The sequence below is a fragment of the Vibrio sp. GJ43-1 genome (assembly GCF_055808835.1).
In genome coordinates this window covers 1218903-1231868 of record NZ_CM147884.1, presented here as the reverse complement: position 1 = coordinate 1231868, position 12966 = coordinate 1218903, and the positions used below count along the sequence as shown (strand labels likewise).

Genomic DNA, 12966 nt, shown 5'->3' with positions numbered 1-12966 from the left:
CTATGTCGTCCCATATTCAAGCGAACACCGCTTTAAATCGATGTCAGTCTCTTGCACACCTACTTAATGCAGCGCGTAGCCAACAGCATGTCGTCGCATTTGATGGCACGCATCACTGGACATGGCAACAACTGCTGAGTGATGTCACCGCCACAATGCAACAGATTACAACGTTTCCTGCTCAGCGCATTGCACTATGCACACAAGACAGCTATCGCTTTGCTGTCGGGCTGCTCGCCATTTGTCATAGTGGAAAATCTCTGATTTTGCCAGGGAATTACCAACCTAACAGCCCTTGCTGAACTTGCTTGCCAATTTGATCTATTACTACACGACGATGGCGTTGAGCCGCTCGCGGGTCATCCGTGTCAACCCATTCACGTGGGTAGCCAACACGATACCATCAAGACCTTTGATGTTCTTGAACTCAGTCATATCGAAGTGGTGTTATTTACCTCAGGATCCAGTGGCTCACCAAAAGCAATTACCAAAACCCTGCAACTTCTGAATACCGAAATCACCATCTTAGAATCGGTTTGGGGGGCGGATTTAAAAAACAGTGTTATTGAAAGTACCGTCTCCCATCAGCATATTTATGGGTTACTATTTCGAGTGCTTTGGCCGTTGTGCAGCGGACGAGCGTTTGCCTGCCAAAACCTTGAATATCCAGAACAAGTGATGAGCCACGCGTCCCAAGACTGCGTTTTAATTAGTAGCCCAGCATTACTTAAACGGCTTTCAACGCAAACATCCATGTCACCCTATCGTGCGTTATTTTCTTCCGGTGGACCTTTGCCATATCCAACGGCGCAACATGCATGTACGCTCTTTTCGCAACTGCCAACGGAAGTCTACGGCAGTACCGAAACAGGGGGAATTGCGTTTAAACAGCAGCACAGTGAAGGTGAACACTGGCAACTCTTTCCCGGCGTCAAAGCCGAACTAAATCAAGAAGGTTGTCTACGATTAAAATCCCCACATATCGACCCTGACAATTGGTATCAAACGGCTGACGCCTGTGTCTTGCATAGCGCCGAACGATTTGAACTAAAGGGGCGCACTGATCGTATAATCAAGATCGAAGAAAAACGAATTTCTTTAGTCGAGATAGAAAAACGCTTGGATCAGCTCGACTGGATTTGTGAAAGTGCGGTATTCTCTGCTCAGAACGAACAACGATTGTCCCTTAATGCCGCCATCGTTTTGTCACAATCCGGGCAAGACAAGCTTGAACGCTTAGGTAAAGGCAAATTTTGGTTACTGCTACGTTCTGAGCTAAGGCAATGGATAGAACCTATTGCCATTCCACGTCGCTTTAGAGTGATACAAGAGATCCCTTTAAATAGCCAAGGGAAACGACAAGTCTCAGAGCTAGCGTCGTTATTCAACGAAACGCATTAACCTGTTTCAGAGCGCCTAGACCCTTTACATTCACGCGACGGATGCCGACACGACAATGACAAAAAGAAAACCGACCGTTTTACAATCTGATGTACAATCGCCTAGCGCGATATTAAGCCTGAAAGTCGACGCCGATATTCTTGACTTTTGTGGTCACTTTTCTCATTTCCCTTTGTTACCGGGCGTGACTCAAATAGACTGGGCGCTTTACTACGCTGTCGAGCTACTTCAAGTGCCAAGCGCATTTAAAGGAATGGAAGTGATCAAGTTTCAAGAACCTATATTACCTGATGCGATTATCACACTGTCACTGAATTGGAATGAAGACACACAAAAGTTAGTATTCAAATACAGCTCAGTATCGGACGAACACACCACCGTCCACTCCTCTGGAAAAATGAAGCTAGGCACACCTTGTGACTAACACGCAAAAAAGAGAGCTCGTAGACCGCATGAGTGATAGCAAACCAGCAAACCGCGACTATAACCCCTGCTTCCTTGTCCCTTGCTTCAATCATGGCGATACTATTGCAGACGTCATTAGGTCACTGACGGCGTTTAGTTACCCTGTTTTACTGGTTGATGATGGCAGCAATCAGCGAACAAAAGCGGCATTGGCACAGGTCGCCACGCAACAACATGTGTCTCTTATTACACTTGACACTAATCAAGGTAAAGGCGGTGCGGTGATGGCGGGCCTTCGTCAGGCAAAAGCTCTCGGTTTTACTCACGCCATTCAAATTGACTCAGACGGTCAACACGATCTTGAATCACTACCTTCACTGATCGAGGCCTCCCAAGCCCAACCTGACGGCGCTTATTTCAGGCAAACCTGTCTACGACAGCAGCGTGCCAAAGTCTCGTCTATACGGTCGATATGTCACTCACTTTTGGGTATGGGTAGAAACGCTGTCGTTCGATATCAAAGATAGCATGTGCGGCTTTAGAGCTTATCCTGTTGATCAAACGGTCCACGTACTCGAGAAGGTTCGCGTTGGCAGCCGAATGGACTTCGATATTGAAATTTTGGTTCGTATGTATTGGCAAGGCTGCGACATTCAATTTGTCGATACCCGTGTTATGTACCCTGAAGGCGGCATTTCTCACTTCGATGCGCTTTGGGACAACGTCAAAATTAGCAAAATGCACACCAAACTGTTTTTCGGCATGCTTCCGCGAATACCCACACTGATCGCCCGTCACTTTAGGCGAACAGAACTTATTGTCACCGCATCCCACAGTAAAGGCAACCCGACAATGCCAACAACGACTAGCACACACTGGTCAACACAAAAAGAGCGCGGCACCGTATTGGGTATCAATATCTTATTATGGATATACAAGCTTTTAGGGCGGCGAGCGTTTAATCTAATCTTACCGCTTGTGACCGATTACTATCATTTAACAAACCACCGTGCTCGTCACGCGTCTGAACAGTATCTACAGCAATTAACAAGCTATGCCGACAGTCGCGGCCTTACTTTGCCAAATAACCTCACTAGCCAACAGCACTTGCTGTCTTTTGGGCATACGATGTTAGACAAACTCGCAGCATGGAAAGGTGACTTTTCGCTCGACAACCTGACTATCCATGGCCAAGAGCAATTTCAACCACTTATTGATAATAAGCAAGGCGTGCTGTTACTGGGCTCACACCTTGGTAATATAGAACTGTGTCGAGCCCTCAGTCGTCGCTATAGCCATATTAAAATCAACGCGCTGGTATTTACTGAACACGCCGAACGCTTCAATGCCGTGATGAAAGCCGTCAATCCGAACTCCGAACTCAACCTTATTCAGGTCAGCCATATGGGCCCCGATACCGCCATCCTATTGCAGCAAAAAATCGAGCAAGGAGAGTGGGTCGTGATTGTTGGAGATCGCACTTCCACCAGCAAAGAACAGCGTTGTGTTTGGGCTGATTTCCTCGATAAACCCGCGCCATTTCCTCAAGGGCCATTTATGTTGGCATCGGTACTCAAAGCGCCTGTTTATCTCATGTTTGGTCTTCGCGATGATAACCAAGCCACCCCCCATTTTAATGTCTATTTTGAACACTTCAGTGACAAAATAGCCTTACCACGCAGTACACGACAAACCGCATTGGAGAGCGTAGTACAACGTTACGCGGCACGCTTAGAGCATTACGCTATGCTAGCGCCGCTACAGTGGTATAACTTTTTCAACTTTTGGACGTTAAGTAAAGATCATGACGAAGAACACTAATATTATTTTTGGTGCCGAGCACCTTTCCATTGAAGATGTTGTTGCCATTTCGGCGGGCGCATCGGCAAGCATGAATCGTTCTCCGGACTACGTCGCCAAAATCGATCGAAGCGTCGCGTTCCTAGAGCGTTTATTGAAAGAAGAAGGCGTTATTTACGGCGTGACGACAGGTTATGGCGATTCGTGTACCGTCGCTATCCCACCGCACCTCGTTGATGAGTTACCTCTGCACCTAACACGATTCCATGGTTGTGGATTGGGTGATAACCTCAGCCACGAACAATCGCGCGCCGTTTTAGCAACACGTTTGTGTTCGCTATCTCAAGGCATGTCGGGCGTCTCACACGACCTACTCAATCAAATCACCACACTCATCAATCATGATATTGCCCCAAGAATTCCGCAAGAAGGTTCCGTAGGCGCCAGTGGCGACCTTACGCCGCTTTCCTACTTAGCTGCGGCTCTTATCGGTGAGCGTGAAGTGCTATACAAAGGTGAAATTCGCGCAACAGAAGACGTCTTCAAAGCACTAAACATCAAACCCATTACGCTCAAGCCCAAAGAAGGGCTAGCGTTAATGAACGGCACCTCGGTCATGACTGCGCTTGCGTGTTTGGCCTTTAAACGAGCGGAATATCTGGCTCAGTTGTGCACAAAGATCACAGCGATGGTTTCCGTTGGCATTCATGGCAACGATTTCCATTTTGACGAAGCGTTGTTTGCCGTGAAGCCTCATCCGGGTCAGCAACAAATAGCAGCATGGCTACGTGATGATCTACAAGCCGAACGGCCACCTCGCAATAGTGACCGCTTACAAGACCGATACTCACTTCGCTGCGCACCACATGTTATTGGTGTGGTTCAAGACTCGCTACCATGGCTACGTCAACTGATAGAGAATGAACTCAACAGCGCCAATGATAACCCAATTATTGATGGTGATAACGAGCGTGTTCTGCACGGTGGTCACTTCTACGGCGGTCATATTGCGATGGCAATGGACACCCTAAAAACCGGCTGTCGCCAATCTGGCGGATTTACTGGATCGTCAAATGGCGCAATTGATGGACTACAAGTTCAATAATGGCCTGCCTTATAACCTAACAGGCGCTGAAGGCGATCGTAAGCCAATCAATCACGGTTTTAAAGCAGTGCAAATTGGTATATCGGCATGGACAGCCGAAGCATTGAAACACACCATGCCTGCTAGCGTATTTTCGCGCTCTACCGAATGCCATAACCAAGATAAAGTCAGCATGGGCACGATTGCCGCGCGTGACTGCTTGCGTGTATTAGAACTGACAGAACAAGTCGCGGCGGCTTCGTTACTTGCAGGAACACAAGCGATTGAACTTCGAAAACGCCATAATGAGCTCGATGAACATCACATGAGTGACAACCTGAAAGCCATTCGCGATTCGATATTAAGTGAGTTTGAAATGGTCATTGAAGATCGCCCATTGGAAGCGGATTTGCGCCATTTCATGAACCGTATTCAGCAACGTCATTGGTCGCTGTATTAAGCGCTAAACATTAGGCATTAAGTGTAATAGGTATTAACCGTTAGGAAACGCTATGACTGACATCACACATCCGCTCACGGCAGAGGTCTCAATTGTGACCTCTTTTCAGGACGCCGATCCAATGGGCGTCATCTATCACGGCAACTTCTTTCGATTTTTTGAAGAGGCGCGTCGCGTGTTGATGAGCAAAATTGGTTATGATTATCGCGCCATGCAAGCCTCGGGATTTGCTTGGCCGATCATAGATACCCGCGTGAAATACGTCAAAGCCATTCCATTTAATCATGACATTCGCGTCACGGCCCACCTCACCGAGTGGGAAAATCGTCTGCGTGTCGACTATGTTATCTACGATGCAGACAACGCTACTCGAATGTGCAAAGCCCACACCACTCAAGTCGCGGTCTCAATTGAAACCGAGGAGATGTGTTTTGCTTCCCCTCGCGTGTTTATCGAAAAAGTCGAGCATTGGCATCTACATGGACACGTTAATCATGGCAAATAATCCAACTCTAGTGACTCGTGCAACATGGCGTCATGATCTCATCGTGCTACTGCTACTGTTTTCTCCCTTGTCATGGGCGCAAGTCAGTAACATTACAGACTTACAACAGCAATTGGCAAAGCATGAGCTAGTACGAGGCGACTTTGAGCAACAGCGTCATATCGCCATGTTTGATCAGCCTCTTAGTTCATCGGGACAGTTCACACTAGACAAAACTAATGGGCTCTTATGGCATCAGCAAGTGCCATTTTCTGTCCAATTGGTGTTAACAAAAGACAAGCTACGTCAAACCTTTGCCGATCAGCCTGCGCAGGTGATCACCGCCGAAGATAACCCAATGGCATTCTATTTTAGCCATATATTCCTTGCCGTATTTCATGGTGATACCCAACAATTAGAGCAGCAGTTTGATATGCAGTTTACGGCGTCCCAGGGCCAATGGTCCTTGGTCCTAACTCCTCTTGCTGCGCCACTCAATGCAGTTTTTGACAACATCACCATTAGCGGAAAAGACGATCTTGAACGCTTAACTCTGCAAGAAATTCGTGGTGACAAAACTGACATTACGTTTAGTCATCAACGTTATCAACCAAAGAGCCTAACGGATGCCGAACAAGCCCAGTTCCAATTCTAGCCAAGCGGCTAGTCACCGCTTTAACAAAACTCGTTCACATCAACTGGCCGTTTTATGGTTAGGTGTGGTGGTATTTGCCACTCTTTTGCTTGTTAAGCAATGGGGCTTTAGTTCGGTTTCCCCCATTGAAACCGATATCCTTAAATTACTGCCCGTCAACGAGCAAAACCCTATTGCAGAAAGTGCTTTTGATAAAGTCACCACAAGTTTGAGTGACAAGGTGGTGTTTGTGCTCTCTGCTGATTCTCCTGCAGGAGATAGGGATAAAGCGCTTAAAACGACTAAAGACAGCGATAATAGCGCGCTTTATCAGGCTGCTCAGACCTTTACTAATCAACTTAAAAATAGCGGCTACTTCGCCAATATCACCGCTGAAATTGACGCTAAACAGCAACAGCAATGGGCTCAGTATTACTTCCAGCATCGTTGGCAGCAATTAACATCAGCACAGCGAGCGCGACTTGAGGATAATCCAAGTGCGCAAACTCAACGCGTTATCCAATCGGTTTACAACCCCTTTGCTGGTGTGACAGGTCAAGAGTTGGCAAACGACCCCTTTTTACTGTTTCGTGACTATCTAAGCCAAATTAGTCATTCTTCATCGTCATTTGGGTTAACGAACGGCTACTTAACCACCCAGTATCAAGACAAGACCTATTTGCTGATTACCGCTGAACTCAACGATTCACCCTATAGCATGCAAGCTCAGCAAGCGGTTCCGCTTATCGAGCAATGGCAGCAAAATCTGACCCAACACTATCAGGTGGACGTGGCTCATACTGGGGTGTTGTTTTACGCCGACTTTGGCACACGAAGTGCCAAATCTGAAATCAGTACTATCGGCGTGTTCTCATTACTGGGCGTGGTGCTGCTGATCGCCATGGTTTTTCGCAGCCTGACGCCGCTTGCCCTTGCCTTACTTTCTGTCTCAATTGGCCTACTGGTTGCCATGGCAGTCACGACGTTTGTATTTGGTCGTGTCCATTTATTTAGTTTGGTATTTGGTGCTAGCCTTATCGGAGTCTCGATTGACTACGCCTTTCACTTCCTCACCGATCGGCTTGCCGCAGGCAATAAATGGGATAGTCTGAAAGGGCTAAAACACATTTTTATTGCGATTACGTTGGGGTTAATGACCAGTTTGATTGGTTACTTAGGGCTATTTATCGCCCCTTTCCCAGGCTTGCAGCAATTAGCCCTGTTTTCTGCTATAGGACTGATTTCTGCGTATGCCACTGTCGTCGCTTGGTACCCTATTTTAGCGCGTTCGCCAAGTAAACCACGTCAATTGCCCGGTCAACAACTGAGTCAGCTATGGCTGACCACATGGCAAAACCGTTTCGTATCTTGGGGCTTACCAAGCGCCATTTTATTCCTCAGTTTATTTGCCATGACGCACGTACGTTACAACGACGACATTCATCAATTGCAAGCTATGCCTGCTGCACTAAAGCAACAAGAAACCCTCATTGCAACCTTAACGGGCATGCAATCTTCCCAGCAGATGTTGGTGGTCACCGCCGATGATAATGAAGCGCTGTTGCAATCGCTCGAGTCACTCGAATCACAACTCAACGACTGGCAAGATACGCAAATAATCAGTGGCTATCAAAGCCTTCACCGCTACCTGCCATCTCAACAAAGACAGGTGGAAGACTTCACACTCATCCAGTCATTGTATCTTGACCAAGGTAAGGCTTTAGCTAAGGCTTTGCACCTTACTCGTTACCCCAAAATCGCGGAGCAGCCTACTCTGGTCACCCTGCCAGACTACCTTCAGCATCCCGTCTCTGAGCCATTGCGTTTTCTCTACCTTGGCGAAATTGAAGGACAAGTGGCCTCCGTCATTCTTCTCAAAGATGTCAGCGACGCCGCCGTCGTGAAAGCACTGTCAACGCAACAACCACAGATTACTTATCTTAATAAAGCTGAAGAAGTGTCAGAGCTATTTGGTCAATACCGCATCAAAATCATGGAACTTCTTGCTTTGGCCATCTTCGCCATTGCCGTGATATTAGTTTGGAGATATGACATTAAACGAGCCATTCGTATCTTACTGCCATCACTTATCGCTTGCCTTGCCGGGCTCGCCGTCACAGCGGCGACAGGTAGCGAGTTGAACTTATTTAATTTACTCGCGTTAGTATTAATCATCGGTATCGGTATTGACTACACGCTATTTTTTGCCGAACAGCAGCGCTGCCACAGCACCTTGCTTGCCATTACGTTATCTGCGATAACCACACTGCTGTCCTTTGGGTTACTATCGCTCAGTGATACGCATGCCATTCACAGCTTTGGGATCACCGTTCTTACTGGTATTTTCATTGCTTGGTTGCTCTCTCCGTTAGCGATTGATCTTGTCCAAAGTGAACATAGGGAGTCGCAATAATGTCAATAAAATCAATGATGGCCACTCGTGCTGGTCACAAGAGTCTATTCGTTAGACAAGCGGTTAAGTATTTGGCAGTGTTGTTTGTCTTAAACAGCGTTATCGGCTGCGCACTAACGCCACAAGCCGCCTCGACACAAGTACAGTTAAAACCTGGAACCACTGTCGCTTTACCCGCCCCTGCTGAGCTAGGCTATCAACTCACCGCCAGTCAGTTAATAAGCGCCACTTGGCAGGGTGAAAAAGGCCTCGAATCCTCACAGCTTCCCGTCCAACTGCAGGTGGATAAGGACAAGGTGATTTTGGCAGGTTTCTCCTCTTGGGGCACACGTATCATGTCACTGACTTACCAAAATGATGATATTAACGCCAACGTATTGAACGGACTAGAAAATACCCTACCCGAGCCACAGCAGATTTTATTTAATTTGATGATAACACTCTGGCCGCAAAGTGCTTGGGAAGCCCCACTAAATACGATAAAGTGGCGTATCATAGACACGGCAGGTCAACGTCAAATCATCGATGAAACCTAGGCACTCCCGTTATCATCATTCGTTACGATAATAGAGAACCATTGCAGGGTAAGATTCATTTTGAACACCAGCAATTAGGGTACTCAATCGTGATCCAAACGCTCAACTTTAAACTCAACGACGAATAATACTCAGGCATGAAGCAAACCAATTCTCCAACACCAATATTTATCCATGCGTGCGGCTTTCATTCCGCGTTAGGCAATACGCCAGCAAGCATTCAACAACGTTTGTCATTGCGTGATTGCCCAAGCATGGAACACGCTGAAGGACTGCTCAATGCTGGCGGAGCGACGATAGTGGGTAAAGTCACCGACACGCTCCCTAGTCTGCCCCCACATTTGCTTCACTATGATTCAAGAAACAACCGTCTCGCGCTTTCAGCCCTGCAGCAAATTGAAGTCAATGTACGTGAAGCTATCGCACAATACGGTTCAGAGCGAGTGGCCGTTATCGTCGGTACCAGCACCTCGGGCATTTCGGATGGTGAAACCGCATACACGGCTAAACTAGCGAATGGCGAGTTCCCCTCTCACTTCCACTACAGCAAACAAGAGTTAGGCAACTGCAGCGACTTTATCGCTGACTATTTTGATATCAGCGGCCCTTGCTACGCCATTTCTACTGCGTGTTCGTCAAGTGGTCGTGTATTTCTTAGTGCCAAACGCTTACTAAAATCAGGCCTGGTTGACGCCGTCATCGTCGGCGGTGTGGATACACTTTGTGCCTTAACCCTAAATGGCTTCAATAGCTTAGAAGCACTCTCCGAACAGTTATGCCGCCCTTTTGATGAAGATCGCAATGGCATCAATATCGGCGAATCCGCGGCGTTTATGCTGCTATCTAAAACGCCTAGCCCTGCCTCCCAAAGACACATTGCTCTGCTTGGCGTTGGTGACAGTTCAGATGCACACCATATTTCTGCCCCTCATCCAGACGGGAACGGTGCAGAGCAAGCCATGCAAAAAGCACTCACCGATGCACACTTAACGGCCGAAGACATCGGTTATATCAATGCGCATGGCACCGCCACGCCGTTAAATGATCGCATGGAAAGCAAAGCCATCGCTCGCGTATTTGGGCAATCGGTGCCTGTTAGTTCAACGAAACCGTTGACCGGACATACCCTAGGGGCCGCCAGTGCCACTGAAGCAGCTATCGCTTGGTATATACTTAACTATGATTTGCTGTTACCTAAACAACACTGCCAAAACAAAGCGAATGATATAGAGATCAATTTGGTCGAAACCGACCTTACACTTAATGGTGGAGCAATATTGAGTAACTCTTTCGCGTTTGGCGGCAATAATATCAGCTTAATTTTTGGAGTATGGAATGACTAGCTTTCCTACCATTGATCAGCTACTCCCCCACGACGACCCCATGATACTGGTCGATCGGGTTATCAATATTCAAAGTGAAACCGTTCACTGCCAAGTCGATATTGGCGATCACCATCTGTTCTTCAACGCAGAAGCACAATCAATGCTTAGCCTATGTCGGTATCGAATTCATGGCGCAATCTGTTGCCGCATGGTCTGGATTTCACGCCAAACAAAAAGGTGAAGCGCCACCCGTCGGATTTCTATTAGGAAGTCGACGATATCAGGTAGAATGCGACACATTTAAGCAAGGTCAGACGCTGGATATTCATGCTGAAAAAATAATAGAAGACAGCGGCATGGCAGTCTTCTCGGCCCGATTAGAATTGAACGGAGCTACCATCGCCTCCTGCCAACTCAATGTGTATGTACCGTCAGAACAAAAATTAGAAGAAATGAAAAATAGGAACTCTCAATGAGCCGACAAGTTTTAGTCACTGGTGCCAGTAAAGGCATCGGCAAAGCGATTGCTATCCAACTCGCTAGCGATGGCTTTACCATTGCTGTGCATTACATGGGTGATAAGCAAGGTGCTTTGCACACACTTGAAACCATCGAAGCAAATGGTGGTAGCGGACGATTAATTCAATTTGACATCAGTAATCGTCAACAATGTCGCGAGCGCTTAGAAGCCGATATTGAGCAGCATGGTGCCTACTACGGTGTCGTCAATAATGCGGGTGTAACAAAAGATACCGCATTCCCTGCGATGACAGAAGAAGAATGGGATGGCGTGATTCATACCAATTTAGACAGCTTCTACAATGTCCTTCACCCTTGCGTCATGCCAATGGTTCAAAAACGCAAAGGAGGGCGCATTGTCACGCTTGCTTCCGTCTCTGGCATCATGGGTAATCGTGGACAAACCAATTACAGCGCAGCAAAAGCTTGCTGTCATTGGCGCAACAAAGTCACTCGCGCTTGAGCTCGCTAAGCGTAAAATCACCGTCAACTGTGTCGCACCTGGCCTTATTGATACTGGTATGGTTGATGAACATGTCAAAGAACACGCTATGCCGCAAATCCCTCTTCGTCGCATGGGTGAGCCAGAAGAAGTGGCTGGATTGGTTAGTTACCTGATGTCAGACATCGCATCTTATGTCACCCGACAAGTTATTTCCGTTAACGGAGGTCTAGTATGAACCGTCGTGTTGTTGTCACTGGTATGTCGGGTGTTACCGCTTTTGGTAACGACTGGGCGTCGGTTGAACCAAAGCTTCGCGCCTGTGAAAATGCGACACAGTATATGCCCTCTTATGAACAATACGATGGGCTAAATACCAAGTTAGCCGCACCGATTGATCACTTCGAATTACCTAAACACTACAAACGTAAGCAAGTTCGAGGGATGGGACGAGTTTCCAAGTTAGCTACCGTTGCCACCGAAAATGCCCTGATTCAATCAGGCCTTCTTGGTCAGGATGTGCTCACCAATGGACAAACCGAGTATCGCCTATGGTTCCTCAACGGGCAGTACCGATGCCATCGGCGCATTTGGTGTCATGCTCAACGAAAAAAGTACCCGTGCAATTACCGCCACCACTTATGTACAGATGATGCCGCACACCACGGCCGTTAATGTAGGACTATTTTTCGGACTTAAAGGGCGCGTCATTCCAACCAGCAGTGCCTGCACTTCTGGCAGCCAAGCGATAGGCTATGCCTATGAAGCGGTGAAACACGGTTATCAAACGGTGATGGTTGTTTATGGTGGTGAAGAGCTTTGTCCAACTGAATCCGCCGTATTTGACACCTTATTTGCCACAAGCCTAAAAAATGACGCGCCTAAATCCACACCTAGCCCTTATGATTCCAGCCGCGATGGTCTGGTTATTGGCGAAGGGGCTTAAGCACGTTAGTATTAGAAGAGTATGAACACGCCATCGCTCGTGGCGCGACCATTTATGCGGAAATTATCGGTTTTGCCAGTAACTGTGATGCTGCCCATGTGACGCAACCACAAATGGAAACCATGCAAATATGTATGGAAATGGCGCTACAAAATGCCAACCTATCCCCAGAAAAAATTGATTACGTGTCTGCCCACGGAACCGCCACCGAACGCGGTGATATTGCCGAAAGTAACGCAACGGCTAATGTCTTTGGCGAAGTACCGATTAGCTCTTTGAAAAGCTATTTTGGCCACACGTTAGGTGCCTGTGGCGCGATTGAAGCATGGTTAAGCTTAGAGATGATGCACACCTAGGTTGGTTCAACCCAACACTAAACCTCAATACGCTAGATGAACAGTGTGGCAAGCTCGACTACATTTCCGGCTCAGGACGTGAACTCGATGCCAAATACCTGATGAGTAATAACTTCGCATTTGGTGGCATTAATACATCGATTATCTTTAAGAAGCTTTAG

General features: G+C 47.3%; 5 protein-coding genes and 7 pseudogenes. All 12 read left to right on the top strand.

Features of this window, described 5'->3' with window-relative positions; all coding sequences use genetic code 11:
- Positions 1–2: 2 nt before the first annotated feature.
- The 12 genes and pseudogenes from AC0L66_RS05960 (at position 3) to AC0L66_RS05905 (ending at position 12966) form a co-directional block, all read left to right on the top strand.
- Positions 3–1401: pseudogene (locus AC0L66_RS05960) on the top strand (AMP-binding protein).
- A gap of 55 nt (positions 1402–1456) precedes the next feature.
- A complete protein-coding gene (locus AC0L66_RS05955) occupies positions 1457–1825 on the top strand; it encodes an ApeI family dehydratase (RefSeq protein ID WP_265673303.1) in 369 nt (122 codons plus the stop codon).
- Between the two features lie 28 nt (positions 1826–1853).
- Positions 1854–3627 (top strand): annotated as a pseudogene (locus AC0L66_RS05950) (glycosyltransferase family 2 protein).
- Positions 3611–5150, top strand: a pseudogene (locus AC0L66_RS05945) (HAL/PAL/TAL family ammonia-lyase). Before AC0L66_RS05950 ends, AC0L66_RS05945 begins: the two co-directional pseudogenes overlap by 17 nt.
- A 52-nt stretch (positions 5151–5202) precedes the next feature.
- Positions 5203–5655 carry an acyl-CoA thioesterase gene (locus AC0L66_RS05940; protein ID WP_265673301.1) on the top strand — a complete coding sequence of 151 codons (453 nt, stop codon included), beginning with the start codon at positions 5203–5205 and terminating at the stop codon, positions 5653–5655.
- Positions 5645–6289, top strand: coding sequence for an outer membrane lipoprotein carrier protein LolA (locus AC0L66_RS05935; protein ID WP_473568733.1), 645 nt, complete (start codon positions 5645–5647; stop codon positions 6287–6289). Before AC0L66_RS05940 ends, AC0L66_RS05935 begins: the two co-directional genes overlap by 11 nt.
- Positions 6261–8681, top strand: a complete 2421-nt coding sequence (locus tag AC0L66_RS05930; protein ID WP_473568731.1) for an MMPL family transporter — start codon at positions 6261–6263, stop codon at positions 8679–8681. The genes AC0L66_RS05935 and AC0L66_RS05930 overlap by 29 nt, the downstream gene beginning before the upstream one ends.
- 14 nt (positions 8682–8695) lie before the next feature.
- Positions 8696–9345: pseudogene (locus AC0L66_RS05925) on the top strand (DUF3261 domain-containing protein).
- A gap of 9 nt (positions 9346–9354) precedes the next feature.
- Positions 9355–10560, top strand: a complete 1206-nt coding sequence (locus AC0L66_RS05920) for a beta-ketoacyl-[acyl-carrier-protein] synthase family protein (RefSeq protein WP_473568729.1) — start codon at positions 9355–9357, stop codon at positions 10558–10560.
- Positions 10553–11018, top strand: a pseudogene (locus tag AC0L66_RS05915) (hotdog family protein). The gene AC0L66_RS05920 and the pseudogene AC0L66_RS05915 overlap by 8 nt, the downstream one beginning before the upstream one ends.
- A pseudogene (locus AC0L66_RS05910) lies at positions 11015–11741 on the top strand (3-ketoacyl-ACP reductase FabG2). Before AC0L66_RS05915 ends, AC0L66_RS05910 begins: the two co-directional pseudogenes overlap by 4 nt.
- Positions 11738–12966 (top strand): annotated as a pseudogene (locus AC0L66_RS05905) (beta-ketoacyl-ACP synthase). The pseudogenes AC0L66_RS05910 and AC0L66_RS05905 overlap by 4 nt, the downstream one beginning before the upstream one ends.

Excerpts from the sequence above, each read along its gene's own strand:
- AC0L66_RS05940 (WP_265673301.1), top strand. The coding sequence starts at position 5,203 with ATGACTGACATCACACATCCGCTCACGGCAGAGGTCTCAATTGTGACC.
- AC0L66_RS05930 (WP_473568731.1), top strand. The coding sequence starts at position 6,261 with ATGCCGAACAAGCCCAGTTCCAATTCTAGCCAAGCGGCTAGTCACCGC.
- AC0L66_RS05955 (WP_265673303.1), top strand. The coding sequence starts at position 1,457 with ATGACAAAAAGAAAACCGACCGTTTTACAATCTGATGTACAATCGCCT.
- AC0L66_RS05935 (WP_473568733.1), top strand. The coding sequence starts at position 5,645 with ATGGCAAATAATCCAACTCTAGTGACTCGTGCAACATGGCGTCATGAT.
- AC0L66_RS05920 (WP_473568729.1), top strand. The coding sequence starts at position 9,355 with ATGAAGCAAACCAATTCTCCAACACCAATATTTATCCATGCGTGCGGC.